Source organism: Bacillus sp. WMMC1349 (assembly GCF_013155385.1).
GTDB lineage: Bacteria > Bacillota > Bacilli > Bacillales > Bacillaceae > Bacillus.
The window spans coordinates 1442807-1466299 of the sequence record NZ_JABJUQ010000007.1; the positions used below are offsets into that span (position 1 = coordinate 1442807).

Here is a 23493-nt window from a genome sequence, read left to right on the forward strand (position 1 = left end):
AACCGCTTTTTTGATATGCTGACATCGTTTTGAACGTCAGGAAAAATCTTTTGTGCTTGGAGATCAAATTGTCGGTAACACTAAAAGGACAAAAGATCAGAGAGCAGGAGTTGATGTTAATAATGAATGAACAACTGGCAAACATTCAAATCGAACTCCTTCAAATGAAGGAAGAACTGGAATTAAGATTATTTGAGTATTCCTTTTTCCAACAAGATTGTCAGGCAACAAATTCAAATCAGCAGACGACTCTAATATACCATGTGAAAAAAGAACTTCAGGATGTACTTTTAGCTCTTTCTAAAATTGAGAATGGAACATATGGCATTTGCGAAGAAACAGGACAGATCATTCCGATCTCAAAGCTTGCTGTTTTGCCGACCGCAAGAACAGTAGATGATTTTTTATATCCAACCCAATTCGAAAAAAAGACTTTGCCTATTTGGGCTGAAACCGATGAGACATATCATGAGGCGCTTTATTAATGTACCTTAAGAAGGCAGTATCCTGCCTTCTTAAGGGATGTCAACGAATATTCCTTTACTCTGCTTCTTTTTCTTGTTAAAATGCTTTAATGAAGAGAAACAGATACTGGAGGAACGGTTTGTGCCTTATTACATAATTGCCCTGTTTATCATTGGAATTGATCAATTAACGAAATGGCTTGTTGTCAGTAAGATGGAATATGGAGAAAGCATTCCGGTTTTAGATCACTTTTTCTTTATTACTTCCCATCGAAATACGGGTGCTGCATGGGGAATTCTTGCCGGACAGATGTGGTTTTTTTATATCATTACAACAGCAGTGGTCATCGGTCTCATGTACTACATCCAAAAGCATGTCAAAGGACAAATTCTTCTTGGAATAGCTCTTGGTCTTATGCTCGGCGGAGCTCTTGGTAATTTTATCGACCGGATTTTCAGACATGAAGTTGTTGATTTTATCCATGTTGTGATCGTTGATTATCATTACCCGATCTTTAATATCGCTGATTCTTCTTTATGTGTCGGCGTGTTGCTTTTGTTTATCCATATGATATTAGACGGAAAGAAAAAGAAGGAGCTGTAAAATGGAGCATTATGAAATGACGGTTCATGAAGAACATCGAAGTGAACGCATTGATAAATACTTAACCAGTATAGAATTAAATTGGTCAAGAACACAGGTTCAACAGTGGATTAAAGAAGATCTCGTGCATGTAAACAAAAAAGTTGTAAAAGCTAATTATAAAGTACAGCCGGGGGATGTCGTGACTGTTGATGTTCCCGAACCAGAACCGCTCGATGTTGTGGCAGAACAGATGAATCTTGATATTTATTATGAGGATCAGGATGTTCTCGTTGTCAATAAACCGCGCGGAATGGTTGTCCATCCCGCTCCAGGTCATTTGACAGGAACGCTTGTCAATGGTTTGATGGCACATTGTGATGATCTCTCAGGCATTAATGGTGTCATGCGACCTGGAATTGTGCATCGGATTGATAAAGACACGTCAGGCCTTTTAATGGTGGCGAAAAATGATCTGGCTCATGAATCGCTTGTTACACAGCTTGTCAATAAAACGGTAACAAGAAAATATACTGCACTTGTCCATGGCACGATTTCTCATGATCATGGGACGATTGACGCACCGATCGGAAGAGATAAAAAAGATCGGCAAAGTATGACTGTTACAAGAGATGGAAAGCATGCGGTGACACACTTTGAAGTGAAAGAGCGATTTGATGAGTTTACAGTTGTTGAGTGCCGGCTTGAAACAGGGAGAACCCATCAAATTCGCGTACATATGAAATATATCGGTTTCCCGCTTGCTGGCGATCCGAAATACGGACCGAAAAAAACGATTGATTTTAATGGACAAGCTCTTCATGCGGGTATATTAGGTTTTGATCATCCACGCTCAGGTGAATATATTGAATTTGAAGCACCATTGCCAAAAGATATGGACATTTTGCTTGATAAACTTCGAAAATAAGCATTGACAGATGATTTCTTTTTTGAAATAATAAATGAAGTTAAAACAGATTCTTTAACGCAGTCCAGAGAGGCTGGGAAGGATATCGGACAGGTGAATGATTCATTCGCTTTAAAGAGAACCCCTCTCTGCCTTTTGCAGAAGGGGTTTTTGTTTGATCCTGATAGAGATATGAGGGGGTCTTTAAACCATGGTGGAGAAGGAAAAAGCAGTTATACTCGACGAACAGGCGATCAGAAGGGCGCTGACACGAATCGCTCATGAGATGATTGAGCGAAACAAGGGAATGAACAATTGCATCCTTGTCGGAATCAAGACGAGAGGCATTTATTTAGCTAAACGTCTTGCTGAGCGGATTGAGCAAATTGAAGGAAATCAGGTGATTGTAGGAGAACTCGACATTACACTGTACAGAGACGATCTTACTAAAAAAACACCGAATGAAGAACCGCTTGTCAAAGGTGCAGATATCCCGACTGACATCACAGATCAAAAAGTAATTGTTATCGATGATGTTCTTTATACTGGGCGCACAGTGAGAGCGGCAATGGATGCACTTGTTGATGTTGGCCGGCCTTCTTCAATTCAGCTTGCTGTACTGGTTGATCGCGGTCATAGAGAGCTGCCGATCAGGGCTGATTATATCGGCAAAAACATTCCAACTTCAAAGGCTGAAAAAGTTATGGTACAGTTGGAAGAAGTTGATGACCTTGACCTCGTAGCCATTTATGAAAAATGAATGACATGATCCTTTTTTAAATGCATTCCAGAGAGTTTGCAAAGAGGGAGAAAGCGACTGCTCGTCACCAGTAGTGTGACAGTCTTTGTCTGCCTCTTTGCATAAACAGCAAAGGGGTTTTTTTAATGGGACGTTTTCTTTTTAAATAATAAGACATCATAACAGTTGAGGTTGATCACCAGGAGGAAAAAAGATGAGTCAGAAAAAATTTCATTTAGGTGTCAGAGATGTACCAAAACCATTAAATTGGATTTCCTTTAGTCTACAGCATTTGTTTGCCATGTTTGGAGCAACCATCCTCGTTCCGAAACTTGTAGGATTAAGCCCGGGTGTGGCGCTGATTACAAGCGGCCTTGGGACACTTGCATATCTATTCATTACAAAAGGACAAATCCCGGCTTACTTAGGTTCATCCTTCGCTTTTATTGCCCCGATTATTGCGGCTAAAGCTTCTGGAGGTCCTGGAGCAGCTATGATCGGTGCTTTTATGGCGGGGATTGCTTACGGATTGATTGCTCTCTTCATTCAGCAGCTTGGCACAGGTTGGCTGATGAAAGTCCTTCCACCGATTGTTGTCGGGCCGGTGATTATTGTCATCGGACTTGGACTTGCAAACACAGCAGTTAAAATGGCGATGTATGAAAATTCAGGTGCAACACAACTTGTATACAGTGCAAAACACTTTGGTGTTGCAGGATTTACACTTGCTCTCACGGTCATCTGTGCGATTTTTTTAAGAGGGTTTTTCAGTCTGATTCCTGTCTTAATCGGGATCATTGGCGGATATTTGTTCGCTCTCAGTCAAGGAATAGTAGATTATCAAATGGTGGTTGATGCAAAGTGGTTCGCAGTTCCTGATTTCGTTCTCCCATTTGTGGATTACACGCCATCACAGGCAGCAATGGGAATCGGAATTGCCATGGTGCCTGTTGCCTTTGTGACCATGTCCGAACATATTGGGCACCAGATGGTGTTAAGCAAAGTTGTCGGTCAAGATTTCATCAAAAAACCGGGACTTCACCGCTCGATTTTGGGCGACAGTATCGCGACAATGATGGCGGCATGTCTAGGTGGACCGCCAACGACAACTTATGGTGAAAATATTGGCGTTCTGGCGATCACAAGAGTATTCAGCGTATTTGTGATCGGAGGAGCTGCCGTTATCGCCTTATGTTTTGGATTCATCGGCAAAATTTCAGCGCTCATTAGCTCAGTTCCGTCCGCAGTGATGGGCGGTGTTTCCATCCTCTTGTTTGGAATCATCGCTTCAAGCGGACTGAGGATGCTGATTGATAATAAAATTGATCTCGAAAATAAACGAAACTTAATTATCTCATCTGTCATTCTTGTCATTGGAGTCGGCGGTGCATTTATTAAAGTTGGAAATTTTGAATTATCCAGTATGGCGCTTGCCGCAATTGTTGGTGTGATTTTGAACCTTGTCCTGCCAGAATCAAAAGAAGAGCAGGATGGGATTGAAATAGAAGAACATATATAAAAACCTTTTAACTAAAGTCCAGAGAGGCTTGAAAGGGTTGCTGAAAGAGAATGCAAAACACATTCTCTGATTCACTCTATCCTCCAAGCCATCCGTGTCTTGGAGGATTTTTTTGGGGAAATTTAAAACTTAAGGGGGAAATAAAATGAAACATTTAACTGCAATGAATAAACTAAGCCTTGAGGAGATTCACGAGCTCATTAAAGAAGCAAAGACATTAAAATATAATGGTTCTCAACACATACTAGCAGGAAAGTTCGCCGCTAATTTGTTTTTCGAGCCGAGCACAAGAACCCGCTTCAGCTTTGAAGTAGCGGAAAGAAAACTGGGCATGAACGTCTTAAATCTTGATGATGTAAGCTCAAGTGTCCAAAAAGGGGAATCTTTGTACGATACAGTAAGAACGCTGGAATCCATTGGTGCAGATGTTTGTATCATCAGACATTCACAAGATGATTATTATCATGAACTAGTCGGTCATGTCGGTATTCCGGTCATCAATGCCGGTGACGGTTGTGGCCAGCATCCAACCCAATCATTATTGGATTTAATGACGATACATGAAGAGTTTGGCAAATTTGAGGGACTGACGATATCAATTTACGGCGACATTAAACACAGCAGGGTGGCAAGGTCAAATGCTGAAGTCTTGTCAAGGCTTGGTGCAACTATCCTTTTCGCTGGTCCTGAAGAGTGGCGGGATCAAGATAATCAATACGGCACTTATGTTTCACCAAATGAAGCCGCCGCTATTTCCGATGTTGTCATGCTGCTGAGGATTCAGCATGAACGACATCAAGAAAAAATGACAGCAGACGATTATTTGCAAACATATGGATTATCAATTGAACGGGCAAAGCAGATGAAAAAGGATGCCATCATTATGCACCCAGCTCCAATTAACCGAGATGTAGAAATTGATAGCAACCTAGTAGAATCACCTCAATCAAGAATTTTTAAACAAATGGAAAATGGCGTATATATGAGAATGGCGATTTTAAAAAGAGCGCTTGAAGTAAGTAATACTATTAAAAAGGGAGATGGATTATATGTCTTATCTCATTAAAAACGGGATCACCTTCGATGAAAATGGAAACCAAAAGCAGTGTGATATTCGGGTGACTGGAGACAAGATCAGTGAAATGGGACATCTGGAAGCTGGGCTAGACGAAACAGTTATTGATGCGGAAGGGCTTTTCATCTCACCTGGATTTGTTGATCTCCATGTTCACTTAAGAGAGCCTGGCGGAGAGAGTAAAGAAACGATTGAAACAGGGACAAAAGCAGCGGCTAGAGGGGGATTTACTACGGTTGCAGCGATGCCGAATACACGTCCTGTTCCAGATACGAAAGAACAACTGGAGCAGCTCACAAAACGAATTCATGAAACAGCGTCTGTCAGAGTCCTTCCTTATGCTGCAATTACCATCAGACAAACTGGTCAAGACATGACGGATTTTGAAGAACTCACAAAAGCGGGTGCATTCGCTTTCACTGACGACGGAGTGGGTGTTCAGACTGCTGGGATGATGTTTGAAGCCATGAAAAAAGCAGCGGCTTTCAACAAAGCAATTGTTGCCCATTGTGAAGATAATAGCTTAATTTATGGAGGGAGCGTCCACGACGGTGACTTTGCTAAAATTCACGGCTTAAAGGGGATTCCTTCTATATGTGAATCAGTCCATATCGCGAGAGATGTGCTCCTAGCTGAAGCAGCAGGCTGTCATTATCATGTCTGCCATATTAGCACAAAGGAATCAGTCCGTGTTGTCCGCGATGCCAAAAAAGCGGGAATTCGCGTTACTGCAGAAGTGACTCCACATCATCTGCTACTTTCTGATTCCGATATACCCGGACTGGATACAAATTATAAAATGAATCCGCCGCTTAGAAGTAAAGAAGACAGGGAAGCACTTTTGGAAGGATTGGCAGATGGAACAATTGACTTTATTGCAACAGATCATGCTCCACATACAGAAGCAGAAAAACAACAAAATATGAGCCTTGCACCATTTGGAATTGTTGGTTTAGAAACAGCTTTTCCACTTCTATATACACACTTTGTTAAAAACGGCAGTTGGACTTTAAAACAGCTTATCGATTATGTAACTGTCAAACCTTGTGAAGCATTTGAATTACCTTATGGAAAACTAGAAATAGGCCAATCAGCCGATCTTACGCTAATTGACCTTGACCATCAAGAAAAGATCGCGAAAGAGACTTTTCTTTCTAAAGGAAAAAATACACCATTTAACGGTATCGACTGTTTTGGATGGCCGGTCATGACAATGGTCCAGGGAAAACTGGTTTACCAAAAAGGGGAGGCTTGAAGAATGATCAGACGTCTGGTTCTTGAAAATGGGGCAGTTTTCCAAGGTGAAGCTTTTGGTAGTATAGAAAACGGTATGGGAGAAGTCGTCTTTAACACTGGAATGACAGGCTATCAAGAAATTCTTTCAGATCCGTCCTACTGTGGACAGATTGTCACTCTAACCTATCCATTGATCGGAAACTACGGGATCAACAGAGATGATTTTGAATCTATCACACCTTATGTACGGGGCTTTATTGTCAAAGAGTTATGCCAACTTCCTTCAAATTGGCGTTCTACTTATACACTTGATGAATACTTAAAAATAAAAAATATCCCTGGTTTGTCAGGGATTGATACGAGAAAATTAACCCGCATGATCCGTACAGCTGGAACTTTAAAAGGGATATTTGCCGGTGCTGATGAGGATACGGATGTTCTTGTTCAAAAATTAAAAGAAACAACCCTGCCAAAAGATCAAGTCAGCCAAGTTTCAACGAAAACCGCATATCCAAGTCCTGGAAGAGGGAAGCGGATTGTGTTGGTAGATTTCGGAATGAAACACGGTATTTTACGAGAACTCAATAAACGTCATTGTGATGTGATTGTTGTACCTCACCATATAACAGGTGAAGAAGTGATGCAGCTGAAACCTGATGGTGTCATGCTTTCAAACGGACCGGGAGATCCAGAAGATGTACCTGAAGCGATCGAAATGATTCAAACGATTATTGGGAAGGTTCCTCTTTTCGGCATCTGTCTCGGACATCAGTTGTTTGCGCTTGCTTGCGGCGCAAAGACAGAGAAAATGAAATTCGGTCATCGTGGATCAAACCATCCTGTTAAAGAACTCAAGACTGGTAAAGTATCAATTACATCGCAAAATCATAGTTATACAGTTTCATCTGTTGACGACACACCACTTGAAGTGACACACTTGGCAGTGAATGATCATACAATCGAAGGTCTAAAACACAAATATGAACCGGCATTTACTGTTCAGTATCATCCAGAGGCTTCACCAGGACCAGAGGATGCCAACCATTTATTTGATCAATTTCTAGAAATGATTGAAAGCATTGAGAAAGAAGGGGTAGCAGTATGCCGAAGCGTCTAGATATCAACAAGATTTTGGTCATTGGTTCAGGTCCGATCATTATTGGACAGGCTGCTGAATTTGATTATGCAGGGACCCAAGCGTGTCTAGCTTTAAAAGAAGAAGGCTATGAAGTTATTCTTGTCAATTCAAATCCAGCAACGATCATGACCGATACAGAAATGGCTGATCGTGTCTATATCGAACCACTGACACTTGAATTTTTAACGCGAATTATCCGCAAGGAGCGTCCAGACGCGATTTTGCCAACCTTGGGAGGACAGACAGGTCTCAATTTGGCAGTCGAATTATCAGAGAGTGGTATTTTGGCAGAGTGCGGTGTCGAAGTCCTCGGTACAAAGTTGTCAGCGATTCAAAAAGCTGAAGACCGCGATTTGTTTAGAAATTTAATGAATGAACTTCATGAACCAGTCCCTGAGAGTGAAATTATCCATTCATTAGAAGAAGCCCGTAAGTTTACGCAGAAGATCGGATTTCCAGTGATCGTTAGACCTGCTTATACACTTGGTGGAACTGGTGGAGGCATTTGTTCAGATGAAGAGGAACTGAAAGAAATTGTTGAAAGCGGATTGAAGATGAGTCCAGTTCATCAATGCCTGCTTGAAAAGAGCATTGCCGGATATAAAGAAATAGAATATGAAGTGATGAGAGATGCAAACGATCATGCGATTGTCGTCTGTAATATGGAAAATATCGATCCGGTCGGGATCCATACCGGTGATAGCATCGTCGTTGCTCCAAGCCAGACGTTGAGTGACCGTGAATATCAAATGCTTCGTAATGTGTCCTTGAAAATTATTCGTGCTCTTGAAATCGAAGGTGGCTGTAATGTGCAGCTTGCGCTTGATCCAAACAGTTTTCACTATTATATTATTGAGGTCAACCCAAGGGTCAGCCGTTCATCTGCCCTTGCCTCAAAAGCAACAGGCTATCCGATTGCCAAGCTGGCTGCTAAAATTGCCGTCGGACTGTCTCTTGACGAAATGATGAACCCTGTAACTGGGAAAACATATGCGTCGTTTGAACCAGCACTTGACTATGTCGTCTCAAAAATACCGCGTTGGCCATTTGATAAGTTTGAATCAGCTAACCGCAAACTCGGCACACAGATGAAAGCAACGGGTGAGGTCATGGCGATTGGTCGAACTTTTGAGGAATCATTGCTCAAAGCTATCCGTTCACTTGAAGCAGATGTATATCATCTTGAATTAAAAAATGCAGCAGATATTACAAATGATACCTTGGTCAAACGGATTCAAAAAGCGGGAGATGAACGGCTCTTTTATTTGGTTGAAGCCTTGAGAAGAGGCTACACAGTTCAAGAACTCCATCAGTTTTCTGCAATTGATTTGTTCTTTCTCCATAAGCTTGCAGGAATCATTCGCTTTGAAGAGACATTGGAAAAAGCACGCGGTGACTTCAGTTTATTAAAAAAAGCAAAAGAACTTGGTTTCTCAGATCGCGCAATCAGCCAATTATGGGGAATGCCGGAACGAAAGGTATATGACCTTAGAAAAGAAGCTGGGATTGTACCTGTTTATAAAATGGTTGATACATGTGCAGCAGAGTTTGAGTCTGAAACACCTTATTTTTATAGTACGTATGAAGATGAGAATGAATCTGAAAGAACGGAGAAAAACAGCGTCATTGTGCTCGGATCAGGACCGATCCGAATCGGTCAAGGGGTCGAGTTTGATTATGCGACCGTTCACTCCGTTTGGGCGATTAAAGAAGCAGGATATGAAGCGATTATTATTAATAACAACCCTGAGACGGTGTCGACAGACTTTAGTATTTCTGACAAACTTTATTTTGAACCGCTGACTGTTGAAGATGTCATGCAGATTATCGATTTGGAACAGCCTGAAGGTGTAATCGTCCAGTTTGGAGGACAGACCGCGATCAATCTTGCCGATGCCCTAGAAGACAGAGGAGTAAAGATTCTTGGAACATCTCTTGAAGATCTTGATCGTGCTGAAGACAGAGATAAATTCGAACAGACGCTCGAAATGCTCCATGTTCCACAACCATTAGGAAAGACAGCAATATCTGTAGAAGAAGCTGTTAAAATTGCTGATCACATCGGTTATCCGGTCCTTGTTCGCCCATCATATGTACTTGGTGGAAGAGCAATGGAAATCGTTTATCATCAATCAGAACTTCTTCACTATATGGAACATGCGGTAAAAATCAATCCCCAGCACCCTGTGTTAATCGATAAATATTTGATTGGGAAAGAGATTGAGGTAGATGCCATTTCTGACGGGGAAACAGTTGTCATCCCAGGGATTATGGAACATATCGAACGAGCCGGTGTCCACTCTGGTGATTCGATTGCTGTCTATCCGCCTCAATCGCTTTCAGCAGAGATTAAGAAAAAGATTGAACAATACACGATAAAGCTAGCAAGAGGCTTAAACATTGTCGGACTCTTAAACATTCAGTTTGTCCTTTCAAAAGATGAAGTGTATGTCCTTGAGGTGAATCCGCGATCAAGCCGCACAGTGCCATTTCTCAGCAAAATTACCGGCATCCCAATGGCGAACCTTGCAACAAAAGTGATTCTTGGTCAAAAGCTTTCAGATGTCGGATTTACAGAAGGGCTGCAACAAGAACAAGCAGGTGTTTATGTAAAAGTTCCTGTCTTCTCTTTTGCAAAGTTGAGAAGAGTGGATATCACGCTTGGTCCAGAAATGAAATCAACGGGCGAAGTCATGGGAAAAGATTTGACATTGGAAAAGGCGCTTTACAAAGGACTAATTGCCTCAGGTATACAAATTCCAAAAGATGGATCAGTACTGTTGACAGTTGCAGATAAAGATAAACAAGAAGGGCTCTCGATCGCCAAGCGGTTTCATGCAATCGGTTATCAAATTTTAGCGACAGAAGGTACGGCTGACTCCTTACGGCAAGCGGCAATTCCCGTTAAAACCGTTGGGAAAATCGGTCAGGAAGGCAGAAATTTACTTGATGTGATCCGTAATGGAGAAGCTCAATTTGTCGTAAATACATTAACAAAAGGAAAACAGCCGCAAAGAGACGGTTTCCGAATCAGACGTGAATCTGTCGAAAACGGTGTGGCCTGTCTGACATCACTTGATACAGCTGAAGCGATCTTGCGGGTTCTTGAAAGTATGAGTTTTCTGACTGACCATATGGCTGAAATTAAACTAGTACAAGAGGCGGCGGTACACGAATGAATAAAGGGTATATGACGGTTTGTTCTAATGAGCGTATTGCTGATGATATTTATCAAATGATCCTGAAAGGGGAGCTTGCCAAAACTTGCAGCGCCCCGGGTCAGTTCCTTCATTTGAAAGTCAGCGAATCTATGACTCCATTGTTAAGACGACCGATCAGTATTGCACATATTGATCAAGACAAACAAGAAGTGACGATTATTTTCCGCAAAGATGGTGAAGGGACAAGCCTGCTTGCTGCAAAAACAAAAGGGGATTTGCTTGATGTGTTAGGACCGCTCGGCAATGGATTTCCAGTTGAAACGATTGATTCTGGAAAAACGGCGCTTTTAGTCGGAGGGGGGATTGGTGTTCCCCCTCTTTATGAACATGCTAAACAGCTGACAAATAAAAAGATCAATATTATTTCAGTGTTAGGATTTCAATCGGTAAAAGATGTGTTTTATGAGCAGAAATTTAGTCAATATGGTTCCGTACACATCGCAACCGTGGATGGTACTCATGGCACAAAAGGATTTGTCACAGATGTGATCGAAGCTGAGAAGCTTCAGTTTGACTATTTGTTTGCCTGTGGACCGACTCCGATGTTAAAAGCGTTAAAAGATCGTTATCCAGATAAAGAAGCTTACCTTTCACTGGAAGAACGGATGGGCTGTGGAATTGGAGCTTGTTTAGCTTGTGTATGTCATACAGATGAAAGTGATCAATCATATATGAAAGTTTGTGTGGATGGTCCTGTTTTTCGGGCACGGGAGGTGCTTTTATAATGCTTCATGTCAATTTACCCGGTCTTAAGCTAAAAAATCCCATTATTCCAGCATCAGGATGTTTTGGGTTTGGAAAGGAATTTGCTCAACTGTATGATCTATCCTGTCTTGGAGCGATAATGATTAAAGCAACAACAAGTGAGCCGCGTTTTGGAAACCCAACTCCGCGTGTTGCTGAGACACATGCGGGTATGCTTAATGCAATCGGATTGCAAAATCCCGGCTTACAGGCTGTGATGGAACACGAACTTCCATGGCTTAGGCAATTTGATGTACCGATTATTGCGAATGTAGCGGGTTCACTGCTTGAAGATTATGTTGAGGTTGCCGCAGAAATCAGCAAAGCGCCAAATGTTGCTGCACTTGAGCTCAATATTTCTTGTCCTAATGTCAAAACAGGCGGAATTGCGTTTGGCACATCGCCTAAAACGGCAGCAGACTTAACAAAAGCAGTGAAAGAGGTTTCAAGTGTTCCTGTTTATGTGAAGCTTTCTCCAAATGTTGCCAATATCGTTGATATAGCTGTTGCGATTGAAGAAGCCGGGGCAGATGGTCTGACGATGATTAATACATTAATTGGTATGAGGCTTGATTTGAAAACAGGTAAACCGATTTTAGCCAATAAAACCGGTGGTTTATCAGGTCCTGCTATTAAGCCGGTTGCGATCCGGATGATCTATGAAGTCAGCCAAGCAGTTGATATACCAATTATCGGCATGGGCGGTGTTCAATCTGCGGAGGACGCACTTGAATTTTTATTAGCAGGAGCGAGCGCAGTTGCTGTCGGAACAGCAAACTTTGTCAATCCTTTCGTTTGTCCAGAGATCATTGAACAATTGCCGACTGTCTTAAAAAAGTACGGATATTCGTCATTGACGGACTGTGTGGGAAGGAGCTGGAAAGATGAAACAAACATCGCCCATCATCGCGCTTGATTTTGCTTCAAGAGAAGAGACATATTCGTTTTTAAATCGGTTTCATGGAAAGAAACTTTTTGTAAAAGTCGGCATGGAGCTCTTTTATCAAGAAGGTCCTGCTATTCTTGAACAATTAATGGAGCGGGACTGTCAGATTTTCTTAGATTTAAAGTGTCATGATATTCCAACAACTGTATACAAGGCCATGAAAAGGCTGGCAAGATGCGGTGTCAGCTTAGTTAATGTCCATGCAGCAGGAGGGAAACAGATGATGGAAGCCGCACTTGAAGGTCTTGAAGCGGGTACGTCCCCTGGGCAAAAACGCCCATCTTTAATCGCAGTCACACAGCTGACAAGTACATCAGCAGAAATGCTTAAAGATGAATTGCTCATCGAAGAAACACTGCTTCATACTGTTCTTCACTATAGCAAACTGGCAAAGCATGCTGGGCTTGATGGTGTTGTTTGTTCAGTACATGAAGCAGAGCAAATCCGTCAGGCTGTTTCTCCTGATTTTTTAACTGTAACCCCGGGCATTCGCTTAGCTGATGATGACAAGAATGATCAAATGAGAGTGGCGACACCGAGCTATGCCAAGGAAAAAGGTGTTTCAGCCATTGTTGTTGGTCGTTCGATTACACAAGCAATCGATCCGGTTCAAGCATATCAGAAAATAGCGCGTGAGTGGGGAGGAATACGGAATGAGTAGAAGTATTGCCAATCATCTTTTAACGATCAAAGCCGTTTTTCTGCGGCCGAATCAGCCGTTTACATGGGCGAGTGGGATCCTGTCACCCATTTACTGTGATAACCGTCTGACCCTTTCATATCCTGAAGTGAGAAATGAGATTGCGGGAGGTCTGGCAGAGCTGATTCAAGCTCAATTCCCTCAAACAGAAATGATTGCTGGGACAGCCACAGCGGGTATTCCCCATGCCGCACTTACTGCCGATCGGCTCGGTCTGCCAATGAGTTATGTGAGAAGTAAACCGAAGACCCATGGAAAAGGAAATCAAATAGAAGGACAAATAAAAGCAGGTCAGAAAGTCGTTGTCATTGAAGATTTAATTTCAACAGGTGGAAGTGTTCTCGATGCTGTCACTGCTTTAAAAGAAGCTGGCTGTGATGTGTTAGGAGTTGCCGCCATCTTCACATATGGGCTTTCAAAGGCAGACACTGCTTTTCATAAAGCAGGTATTGAGTATCACACTTTAACCGATTATGACACTTTAATCGAAACCGCAGTCAGCGGTGGCTATATCAGTGAAGCAGATGTCACCAAACTAAAAGAATGGAGAGTAAATCCAGAGTCGAAAAAATGGATGGAACAATAAGAAGCCGTCATCCCTCAAACGGGAGGCGGTTTTTTTAGTAAAAAAGAATCATTTTTTAATTTTAATTAATCCTATCGAAAAAGTCGGGTTGACTTTTGTTTGAATTGTGCTAAAATTTTAAAATAACAATTAAGGGGCTAATCTAGTACTGCTTTTCGTTTGTAAGATGGGGCAGAGGAGGAGCTAGAGTGGGAAGAGATGAGCAATTCGAAAACGTGATCATCAAGATGAAAGATATGTTGAAAGACATGAACTTCGGATCGATTACATTCATTGTTCAAGATGGGAAAGTCATTCAAATTGAAAAACACGAAAAAATAAGATTGAAATAGCTGACTAGACAAACTAGAGGCGGTTTTCACAGTTTTTCTGCTGGAAGCCGTTTTTTTGTTGGCGAAAAAAAGGAGGGGATAGCGATTCTTACTTATCGTTCATGGAAGGAACCAGCCATTACGTTTCAAGATGATGACTCTTATAAAGGGGCATTATCGGTACTTAAATGGGCCTATGGTCATTATGGTGATCAACTTGTATATGCTTGTAGCTTTGGTATTGAAGGAATCGTTTTAATGGATTTAATTAATAAGGTGAAAAAGGATGCCATCATTGTTTTTCTTGATACAGGGCTTCATTTTAAAGAAACATATGAAACAATTGAAGCTGTCAAAGAACGTTATCCAGGCTTTCAGATTATGATGAAAAAACCGGAGCTTACCGTTGAACAGCAAGCTGAAAAATACGGAGATAACCTTTGGAAAACCGCTCCAAACTTTTGCTGTGAACTAAGGAAAGTGACTCCGCTTCGTGAGACACTTTCAGCTTATTCGGCCTGGCTGTCAGGACTTCGTCGTGAACAATCAGAAGGGCGGCGCAACACGGAATTTATTAATAAAGATGAAAAGTTCAAGTCAATTAAAGTTTGTCCGCTTATCCATTGGACATGGAAGGATATTTGGCGTTATGCAACAAAGCATGATCTGCCATATCATCCCCTTCATGACCAAGGCTATCCAAGTATTGGCTGCAAACCGTGCACCTCTCCGGCCTTTACAATGGATGATCTCCGCTCTGGCCGCTGGAACGGATTAAGCAAAACAGAATGCGGATTACATGAGTAAGGAGATCTGATCATGGAACTTGCCGCCATTTTATTCAGTATCTTTTTTGCCATGAATATTGGCGCGAGCGGTGCAGCGGCTTCTCTAGGGATTGCCTATGGAGCAGGAGCGGTGAAAAGTAAATTTTATGCTTTACTGATCTGTGCACTAGGTGTTCTCCTAGGGGCAGTTTGCGGTGGCGGGGAAGTCGTCAAAACAATTAGTTCAGGCATTATTCCCGAACAAGTCATTTCCCTGGAAATTGTCTGTATTATCATTGGTTCCGCTGCATTATCGTTATTTATCGCCAATCTTCTCGGTATCCCACTTTCCACAAGTGAAGTGACAGTTGGATCTGTTATAGGAGTCGGTGTCGCATATCAAGTTTTATTTGTCAAATCGTTATTTGTGATTATTTCATTTTGGGTGGTTGTTCCGATCGTTGCTTTTTCTTTTACCTTTTTCATCGTCAAAGCGTTTAAAAAGCGGATGATCAAAAAGAAGAAGACCAAGATCTTAACGGTCCTTCTGTTAATAACAGGGTTTTTTGAGGCTTTTTCAGCGGGAATGAATAATGTGGCAAATGCTGTAGGTCCTTTAGTGGCTGCGCATGTTTTGTCAATTAAGGAAGGAACACTGCTGGGCGGATTATTTGTTGCTCTTGGTACCCTTTTATTGGGACGGCGTGTTCTTGAAACAAATGGTAAAAAAATCACCAAATTTTCAATCGGTGAAGGAATTCTCCTGTCGGGAACTGGAGCCGGACTTGTGACAATTAGTTCAATTTTAGGTCTTCCTGTTCCGCTTGCACAGGTCACATCATCTTCTATTATAGGGATGGGTATGGCGAAAAATGGTGGTCATGTCTTTCATAAACAGGTCGTGAAAACGATGCTGAAAGTGTGGATCGTTTCACCGTTCCTTTCTTTAAGCTTATCTTATCTGTTGGTCAGCCTTTTATTAAAAGGAGATTATTATGCTCTGATTGTCATTGCGAGTGTATTGTTATCATCAGTCGGAACGATTAGCTTGCTGAAAGCGGTAAGAAATGAGCAAAACTCCGTTCATGAACAAGGCGGAGGAATTTAAACGGTTAAGTAGGGGGAACAAATCATGAGTTTAGAGCCACATGGCGGTGTGTTAGTGAACCGTGTCAATGAAGAATACGATGTGCAAAACATTTCACAAGAAATCGAATTGGATTCCATTGCTTTTTCTGATTTGGAACTGATTGGTATTGGCGGGTACAGTCCTATTCAAGGGTTTTTAACAGAAAAAGACTATCTGTCAGTTTTAAACAATATGAGGCTTGCGAGTGGTGAAGTGTGGACACTGCCCATCACACTTCCGGTTGATGAGGCAAAAGCTGTTCAATTACAAACAGGCGAAACGGTCCGTCTCATGTATCAAGGAGAAACTTACGGCATCATCGACATAGAAGATATGTATCAACCTGACAAGAAAATAGAAGCAGAAAAAGTATATAAAACAAGTGACTTGAACCACCCGGGTGTCAAAAAAATGTTTGAGCGGGGAAACATCTATGTCGGTGGCTTGATTACACTGATCAAACGGAGTAAAAAACAATTTCCAGCATACACATTTGAACCGAAGGAGACAAGACAGAAATTTGCTGCTCTCGGATGGAAAACGATCGTTGGTTTTCAAACGAGAAATCCTGTACACAGAGCGCATGAATACATTCAAAAAACCGCTTTGGAAACCGTTGATGGGCTGTTTTTGAATCCATTAGTTGGTGAAACCAAATCAGATGATATACCGGCAGATATCCGGATGGAGAGCTACCGTGTACTACTTGATCAGTATTATCCAAAAGACCGTGTTATTTTAGGGGTTTTCCCAGCAGCTATGCGCTATGCCGGTCCGAAAGAAGCCGTGTTTCATGCACTAGTCAGAAAAAATTATGGTTGTACACATTTTATTGTTGGAAGAGATCATGCTGGAGTCGGTGATTATTACGGAACATTTGAAGCACAAGAGCTATTTGATCAGTTTACAGCGAAAGACATAGGGATTATACCGCTGAAATTCGAACATAGCTTTTACTGTCAGGCATGTAATTCAATGGCGACGATAAAAACGTGTCCACATGATCATGAACATCATGTCATATTGTCAGGTACGAAGGTGAGAAGCATGTTAAGAAACGGTGAATGTCCACCACATACATTTAGCCGTCCTGAAGTCATCCAAACTTTAATCAAAGGTTTAGCTACTTCTAAGGAGGGAACTGTTGGTGAATGAAGATATTGTGTGGCATCAGCAATCGATTAAAAAACAAGAATACCACGAAAAAAATCACCATAAAAGCTTGCTGATTTGGCTGACGGGTTTAAGCGGTTCTGGCAAGTCGACACTTGCCAACGCTGTGGCTCGTGAATTGTTTGAAAAAAATTATCAAGTCATCGTGCTTGACGGTGATAATATAAGACATGGCTTAAACAAAGATCTCGGTTTTTCAGATGAAGACCGTAAAGAAAATATCCGTCGGATTGGTGAAGTTGCCAAGTTATTTATCGAACAAGGGACAATCGTGATCACCGCATTTATTTCTCCCTTTCAAGAAGATCGGGACCTTGTTAGACAACTGATGGAAGAAGGAGAATTCCACGAAGTCTATGTCAAATGCGATTTGCAAACATGTGAAAAAAGAGATCCAAAAGGTTTGTACAAAAAAGCTAGAAACGGGGACATTTCGTTTTTTACAGGAATCAGTTCACCATATGAAGAACCAAAAACACCAGAACTTGTCCTTGATACCAGCAGTCATAACCAGAATGAGTGCAAAAATCAGCTGCTCAAATATGTAATAGCAAACGCGAGATAAAGATGATCAATAGGAAAGTACAGTTCATGTACTTTCCTCATTTCATATATAATGATATGGGGGAAATCGAAGATGGGAAAAGTGTATATCGTTGGGGCAGGTCCTGGAGACCCTGACTTAATAACAATCAAAGCTTTAAAAGCGATCCAAAAAGCGGATTGTATTTTATATGACCGACTAATTAATCCTCGGATTTTACAACATGCAAAACGAGAAGCAGATCTGATTTATTGCGGAAAGCTCCCCGATCATCACACAATGAAGCAGGAAACAATCAATCATTTCCTTGTCAAATATGCGAAAAAAGGGAAAAACGTAGTCAGACTAAAAGGAGGAGACCCATTTGTATTTGGTAGAGGGGCCGAAGAAGCGGAAAGCCTTGCCGAACATGGGATTTCATTTGAAGTGATTCCCGGTATTACATCAGGAATAGCGGCCGCTGCATATGCAGGTATTCCTGTTACCCATCGGGAAGTTAGTTCAAGTGTCGCTTTCGTAACAGGGCATTATAAACAAGACGAAAACCTTGAAGGAAAATGGAAAACGTTGGCTGCTGGGATTGATACACTCGTGATTTATATGGGGATTAAAAACATTCAACAAATTGAAAAACTTCTCCTTCAAAATGGCAGAGATCCACAAACACCGGCTGCTTTTATCCACTGGGGAACGACAGAGCAACAAACAACCGTGGTTTGTACCGTGGATTCACTTGCTGAAACAGTCAAAGCCGCAAAGATTACAAATCCAAGCTTAATTGTCATTGGAGATGTTGTCAATTTCCGCTCAAACATCAATTGGTTTGAAACAGAGCTCAAAAATAAGCTATTAAGGGAGGCGCTATTATAATGAAACAAGCGATTTTATATATTGGTCATGGCAGTCGTTTAAAAAAGGCCCAGCAAGAAGCGACAGCTTTTTTAGAAAGTTGTCAAGCAGATCTAGCCGCCCCCATTCAGGAAGTGGCTTTTTTGGAGTTAGCTGTACCTAATATTGAAGCAGGCTTTACAGCTTGTGTTGAAAAAGGTGCGACACATATTGCAGCTGTGCCACTTTTATTGTTAACCGCCGCACATGCCAAAAAAGATATTCCCGAAGAAATCGCCCATCTTTCTGAACGTTATCCGTCAGTCCATGTCACTTACGGCAGGCCGATTGGCGTTGATCAGGAAGTCATGAAAGCCGTTTTGGGTCGAATAGAGGAAACAGGAAGACAGGCTGAACATGCGAGGATCATATTGGTTGCCCGCGGGAGCTCAGACCCGGATGTCAAACGAGATGTTAAGGAGATCGCTGCCCGTCTGCAAACACTTGCTCCGGTTGAAGAGGTGATTCCCTGTTTTATGACTGCTTGTGAACCTCATTATCAAGAAGTGTTATCACGGTATAAAGAAAGTGATGGGAAAACAACATTTATCGTCCCATATCTGTTATTTACAGGGATACTGATGAATCAAATTGAGCGGGAAACTGAAACATTACAAGGAACCAATCCTGATATCGTACTGACAAAATATCTCGGTTTTCATCCCCATGTAAAAAAAGCATTTTTACAGCGGGTTGAGGAAACAATTTTTGATTTTAGGGGGAAAGACTGATGTTACCGCTACATATTAACATGAACGGAAAAGCGATTGTCATTGCAGGAGGAGGACGAATTGCGACAAGGCGGTTGAAAACGGTGCTTAATCAAGGTGCAGTGATTACAGTCGTAAGTCCAGAAATATCAGGGGACATGCTCGAACTGATGACATCACATTCGATTGACTGGAAGCGAAAAAAAGTTGAACCAGAAGATGTAAAAGGCGCTTTTTTGATCATTTTAGCAACCGATCATCCTGAGACAAACAAACGAATTGCTGCATCAGCTAATCCTTATCAGCTCGTCAATGTTGCCAGTGAAGCGAAGCTAGGAGATGTTTATGTCCCTAAAATTATTAACAAAGGAAAAATCACAGTTTCCGTCTCGACAAATGGGGCAAGCCCAAGCCATACGATAAAGCTCGCCGATCAAATTGATGGACTGATTGATGACCAGTTTGTTAAAGAAGTTGATGGACTATATCAGAAAAGAAGAGGGAACAGTAAATGATCCAAGAGATTTTCGTATGAACGATGGATCAAGGGGATAGCTATCTTTTCTGTAATATCATCGTCTTACCAAGGTGAGCAAAACGTTTTGCACTGACAAATTACCACATAAAAAAAGACCAAGTTTACTAATTGGCTCTGTTAAAGTCTGTTGTTGATATTTTGGTTTGTGGGAACATATGTTTTGTAATGGGTTTAACTATATAAAAATTGGTGATGAACGTGTTCTTAAAGCCATTCAAAAACTAAATTTAGTAGAAAAACACTGACTACGAAATATTTAATGGATGCACTTACTGCATCCTCTTCGATAGGATCTGTTCTCCAAGAAATATCTGAACGCAAAAATAAGAGCGGTTATCATTATCCTGACTGCGAATCAGAACATATTGTTCGGTATGGCACATCCTCAACGATTGTTGATGACGATGAAGTAGAAAAGCAACGTTATCGCTGTAAAGCGTATAAAAAGACTTTACTGACCTAACAAATACTGCTCTATAACGAACACGCATCTCAAATTCGTTGAATGTATGATAGAGGGATATTCTCTACGTAATTAGTTGGTAACATTACTCACGTTACATTGTTCTACTGGAGGCACAAACTCTTATTATCATTAAAACAAATGGAAATATCTCATTTTGAAGGTATCGTTGAAATGGACGAGACCTATTTCCTATACTCAGAAAAAAGGACGGATATTTATCAAAACTCAAGTCTGATGGTAAGGTTCGAACAAACGGACTATACCATATCCAGAACGTTAACAATTATCACCGAAGGCTTAAAGGATGGATACAACGATTTTATGGGTTGCAACTAAATATCTGAATAATTACTTTGCTTGGTTTCAAGTATTAGAATCCATTCAACATCAAAGAAATTCTGTTACTATGAATGACTTGATGATGAAAGGGAATTTAATACAAAATACGGTAACATATGATACACTTAGGTTATCTTGATTCACGATATAAACATAACTGCTTGTTCAACTAACGGAGCAGTGTAATAGAACAAGGAATAATTAAAATTTGATAGGTATCTTATTAATGGAATAAAATTTATTAGAAGATAAAGGAAGTATCTAGATGGATATTGATAAAGATTTTAATCGAGATATTGAGATGACTAAAAAACGAACAAAATGGGGGTGTCTTATTTGGGCAGTTATATTGTTATTCGGACCAATTATTATATTAGTTGGTGTGTTTTCCTTTGAAATGTTTTTTAAAGAGAAAACTCTTTTCATTAGTCGCTCTCCAAACGATACTAATGCTATTGAAGTTGTTGAGAAAGGACAACCAGCTTTTTTTGGCCCATCCTCAGTAAGAATTAAGTACGGTTGGAAACATATTGACCGAAGTGTTAGTAATGATGGGAAAATACTTCAGGATACAAATTTCGCAATCCATTGGAATAATGATAATGAAGCTACGATTACCATATATGGAGAGGAACAACAACCAGAAGTAATTAAATTTAACGCTAAAGATTCTTCTACCCCTTTCGAAGAGAATGTGGAAATCGAGCTAGGTTCTTTTACGTTTAAGACAAGTGAATCACCAAATCATATAAATATTATTGAATTCAGAGAGGTAAGCAAATCTAAAGGAACATCTCAATACTCAACGGTTCAAATTTTTTATGGAGAACGAGGAAGTATTTTAAAAAGATATAAGGAATATATCCCAAAAGATATGTATACCCCTGATAACTTTGTGGTTTATTGGAAAAACAACGAACAAGTAAAAATAGAAGTCATAAGGGAAAATGATAGAGGAGAAACCTATATAGAAGATACCATTGAGATTGATTTATCACAGAAATCTTAAACTTTTTTAACTAAAGGGTGTGTTAGTTTAACAAGCGAATATGATAAAAATAGAACAGCAACGGTATTTCTGTAAGTGTTGTGGTAAAACCTTTACTGACACAATAAACACCATCGTGTACCGTGTCTGAAAAGGAAAGTTCAAAGGGGACTCTTTCCGAAAATGGTGCTGAAATGGTAGTTTTTTATTGGATACACAACCTTTTACAAGGTATTTTCGAAATGGACGAGACCTATTTCCTGTATTCTACAGAACTAAACCTCGTAAACGTGGCGGAAAGTCTAAACATCGGGGAATAAGCAACAACAGGTTAGTGTTCTTATTGCCAAAGACCGAACAAAATCTACCGTCTCCAAAGTTTGTTTGTATGTATGGAGCGTATTGTAAAAACAAAAGTCGATAACTATCCAATGAAAACGTGGTTGTAATGTATGCTTGCATTATCGTATTAAATCAAATGATGGTAAACACGTTATTAAGGGCTTATACCAAATCCCGAAAATGTCAACGGTCTCCCTTCTCGTTTGAAAAAATGGATATATCACTTTAAAGGCGTGGCTATGAAATATCTTAATTCTTATTTGTCGATAATCGCAGTAAAAAGGCACGAAACAGCATATAAAAGAATTTCTATTAACATGATTTGTATTAGAAATGAAGAACACATATGACAGTTTACGACGGTCAAAGTTCTTCAACAACCAGGTAGTTAAAGAAGGATGAAGTGAAACTCATAACATAATATAGGTAATAATATATATTTGGTTTTAATGGAGAGATTGATATGATAAATCAATTTAATATGAAGGATTTTAATAAACCAAACGACAGTTTCGTTGTTTCAGGAAGAATCATACCTATATTTAAAAACAACGTTTGGAAATACACAGTGGAAAAGTTTTCTGAACCATATTTTTAAGAAGTACGAAGATGATGAAGTTGACATTAGTTATATTGAAGAAGAAGAGACGTATCACATCCGTATCCTTGACTGGATACTTCGAGATTTCAAGAATCGCCTTTTGTTCTTCCATTGCTTCACGAACTTCTTTTTCAATCGCTTTCGCATCAATGTTCTTTTTTTCTTTAACCCTCTGCATGTGCACAATCGGTGTATAATCCAATTTCATTGCACGCTTTCAACGGCTTGTCCATTCCGACTGTTTAATATAACTTTTCCCTGTGAAATCGCTTTTCCTTACAGGAACAAGAACATGAAAATGTGGATGATATGTATTTTCTTCATGATTTTTCGTGGTCTCTAAAGCTCTGAAATATCCAAGTATCGAAGAATTTACCTTTTTATATTTCATCAATCTATTAAAACCTTTCATCATATCAGAAATGGTCTGTTTCAGATCATCGCCCTCAACATTTCTGACTGTTAACGTGAGGAATATCCATGCAGGCTTTATACTGCCTGTTTGCTTCTTCTACAATCAATTGTGATAGGCAATTTTTAACGACCTTCGCCAAACTGATTAAGAACAGGATGTTGTTTAAAAAACACTTTTAAAAGTAAAAAATATTATCAACGTAATTGCGACCTGACTCATAATAAACATTGCATAGATTTTTCCTGTTTTTAAATTATTTTTATTCTTATTTTAAAAATAACGTATAACTAAATATTCTGTTGAAAAACAAGTAAAGTTAGACAGGAATAAGAATAATAATGTAATATACAATCCATTTTCATGATCACTAAACGATGCCGAAAAAAGTATGATTGTTATTCCTAAAAAAACATAAGAAAAATGG

General features: G+C 40.3%; 22 protein-coding genes and 4 pseudogenes. 25 read left to right on the forward strand and 1 reads right to left on the reverse strand.

The genetic code is table 11. From position 1 onward, the window contains the following. The first annotated feature begins 122 nt into the window (after positions 1–122). The 25 genes and pseudogenes from HOO54_RS09690 to HOO54_RS24230 all read left to right on the forward strand — a co-directional run. Complete coding sequence (locus tag HOO54_RS09690) at positions 123–485, forward strand: TraR/DksA family transcriptional regulator (protein WP_172294696.1); 363 nt, start codon at positions 123–125, stop codon at positions 483–485. Positions 486–522: 37 nt separating this feature from the next. After that, positions 523–1068: a signal peptidase II gene (gene lspA / locus HOO54_RS09695; protein WP_172294698.1), complete on the forward strand. Its 546-nt coding sequence runs from the start codon at positions 523–525 to the stop codon at positions 1066–1068. A 1-nt stretch (position 1069) separates the two neighbouring features. Next, positions 1070–1975, forward strand: a complete 906-nt coding sequence (locus tag HOO54_RS09700) for an RluA family pseudouridine synthase (RefSeq protein ID WP_172294700.1) — start codon at positions 1070–1072, stop codon at positions 1973–1975. A 190-nt stretch (positions 1976–2165) separates the two neighbouring features. Next, positions 2166–2714 carry a bifunctional pyr operon transcriptional regulator/uracil phosphoribosyltransferase PyrR gene (pyrR, locus tag HOO54_RS09705; RefSeq protein ID WP_172294702.1) on the forward strand — a complete coding sequence of 183 codons (549 nt, stop codon included), beginning with the start codon at positions 2166–2168 and terminating at the stop codon, positions 2712–2714. A gap of 193 nt (positions 2715–2907) precedes the next feature. Beyond that, positions 2908–4212, forward strand: coding sequence for a uracil permease PyrP (pyrP, locus tag HOO54_RS09710; protein ID WP_172294704.1), 1305 nt, complete (start codon positions 2908–2910; stop codon positions 4210–4212). A 145-nt stretch (positions 4213–4357) separates the two neighbouring features. After that, complete coding sequence (locus HOO54_RS09715) at positions 4358–5278, forward strand: aspartate carbamoyltransferase catalytic subunit (RefSeq protein WP_172294706.1); 921 nt, start codon at positions 4358–4360, stop codon at positions 5276–5278. Continuing rightward, the gene (locus tag HOO54_RS09720; RefSeq protein ID WP_172294708.1) at positions 5262–6542 is read left to right on the forward strand and encodes a dihydroorotase; all 1281 of its coding nucleotides are present in this window, start codon (positions 5262–5264) and stop codon (positions 6540–6542) included. The genes HOO54_RS09715 and HOO54_RS09720 overlap by 17 nt, the downstream gene beginning before the upstream one ends. A gap of 3 nt (positions 6543–6545) precedes the next feature. Further along, positions 6546–7640: a carbamoyl phosphate synthase small subunit gene (locus HOO54_RS09725; RefSeq protein ID WP_172294710.1), complete on the forward strand. Its 1095-nt coding sequence runs from the start codon at positions 6546–6548 to the stop codon at positions 7638–7640. Continuing rightward, entirely contained in the window at positions 7625–10840 is a 3216-nt protein-coding gene (gene carB, locus HOO54_RS09730; RefSeq protein WP_172294712.1) for a carbamoyl-phosphate synthase large subunit, read from the forward strand. The genes HOO54_RS09725 and carB overlap by 16 nt, the downstream gene beginning before the upstream one ends. Next, positions 10837–11607 carry a dihydroorotate dehydrogenase electron transfer subunit gene (locus HOO54_RS09735; RefSeq protein WP_172294714.1) on the forward strand — a complete coding sequence of 257 codons (771 nt, stop codon included), beginning with the start codon at positions 10837–10839 and terminating at the stop codon, positions 11605–11607. Before carB ends, HOO54_RS09735 begins: the two co-directional genes overlap by 4 nt. Then, entirely contained in the window at positions 11607–12542 is a 936-nt protein-coding gene (locus tag HOO54_RS09740) for a dihydroorotate dehydrogenase (protein ID WP_172294716.1), read from the forward strand. The genes HOO54_RS09735 and HOO54_RS09740 overlap by 1 nt, the downstream gene beginning before the upstream one ends. Beyond that, the gene (gene pyrF, locus HOO54_RS09745; RefSeq protein ID WP_172294718.1) at positions 12511–13233 is read left to right on the forward strand and encodes an orotidine-5'-phosphate decarboxylase; all 723 of its coding nucleotides are present in this window, start codon (positions 12511–12513) and stop codon (positions 13231–13233) included. Before HOO54_RS09740 ends, pyrF begins: the two co-directional genes overlap by 32 nt. After that, on the forward strand, positions 13226–13858 hold the full coding sequence (gene pyrE, locus HOO54_RS09750) for an orotate phosphoribosyltransferase (RefSeq protein WP_172294720.1): 633 nt from the start codon (positions 13226–13228) through the stop codon (positions 13856–13858). The genes pyrF and pyrE overlap by 8 nt, the downstream gene beginning before the upstream one ends. Positions 13859–14046: 188 nt before the next feature. After that, on the forward strand, positions 14047–14190 hold the full coding sequence (locus HOO54_RS09755; protein ID WP_172294722.1) for a YezD family protein: 144 nt from the start codon (positions 14047–14049) through the stop codon (positions 14188–14190). An 84-nt stretch (positions 14191–14274) separates the two neighbouring features. Next, positions 14275–14976 (forward strand): phosphoadenylyl-sulfate reductase, encoded by a 702-nt coding sequence (locus HOO54_RS09760; protein ID WP_172299461.1) that lies wholly within the window; start codon positions 14275–14277, stop codon positions 14974–14976. 12 nt (positions 14977–14988) lie between these two features. Then, complete coding sequence (locus HOO54_RS09765; RefSeq protein WP_172294724.1) at positions 14989–16044, forward strand: sulfate permease; 1056 nt, start codon at positions 14989–14991, stop codon at positions 16042–16044. A gap of 24 nt (positions 16045–16068) precedes the next feature. Beyond that, complete coding sequence (gene sat, locus HOO54_RS09770) at positions 16069–17220, forward strand: sulfate adenylyltransferase (RefSeq protein WP_172294726.1); 1152 nt, start codon at positions 16069–16071, stop codon at positions 17218–17220. Further along, positions 17210–17803 (forward strand): adenylyl-sulfate kinase, encoded by a 594-nt coding sequence (gene cysC, locus HOO54_RS09775; RefSeq protein ID WP_172294728.1) that lies wholly within the window; start codon positions 17210–17212, stop codon positions 17801–17803. Before sat ends, cysC begins: the two co-directional genes overlap by 11 nt. A 72-nt stretch (positions 17804–17875) precedes the next feature. Beyond that, a complete protein-coding gene (cobA, locus tag HOO54_RS09780; RefSeq protein ID WP_172294730.1) occupies positions 17876–18652 on the forward strand; it encodes a uroporphyrinogen-III C-methyltransferase in 777 nt (258 codons plus the stop codon). Beyond that, a complete protein-coding gene (locus HOO54_RS09785; RefSeq protein WP_172294732.1) occupies positions 18652–19401 on the forward strand; it encodes a sirohydrochlorin chelatase in 750 nt (249 codons plus the stop codon). The genes cobA and HOO54_RS09785 overlap by 1 nt, the downstream gene beginning before the upstream one ends. Continuing rightward, positions 19401–19895, forward strand: coding sequence for an NAD(P)-dependent oxidoreductase (locus HOO54_RS09790; protein WP_172294734.1), 495 nt, complete (start codon positions 19401–19403; stop codon positions 19893–19895). Before HOO54_RS09785 ends, HOO54_RS09790 begins: the two co-directional genes overlap by 1 nt. Before the next feature lie 178 nt (positions 19896–20073). Then, positions 20074–20862, forward strand: a pseudogene (locus HOO54_RS09795) (IS1595 family transposase). A gap of 126 nt (positions 20863–20988) precedes the next feature. After that, on the forward strand, positions 20989–21732 hold the full coding sequence (locus tag HOO54_RS09800; protein ID WP_172294736.1) for a hypothetical protein: 744 nt from the start codon (positions 20989–20991) through the stop codon (positions 21730–21732). 55 nt (positions 21733–21787) lie between these two features. Then, a pseudogene (locus HOO54_RS24225) lies at positions 21788–22374 on the forward strand (IS1595 family transposase); the annotation flags it as partial. Between the two features lie 142 nt (positions 22375–22516). Then, positions 22517–22697: pseudogene (locus HOO54_RS24230) on the forward strand (GNAT family N-acetyltransferase); the annotation flags it as partial. Positions 22698–22700: 3 nt separating this feature from the next. Here HOO54_RS24230 and HOO54_RS09805 read toward each other — a convergent pair. After that, positions 22701–23207 (reverse strand): annotated as a pseudogene (locus HOO54_RS09805) (protein rep); the annotation flags it as partial. Between the last annotated feature and the right edge of the window lie 286 nt (positions 23208–23493).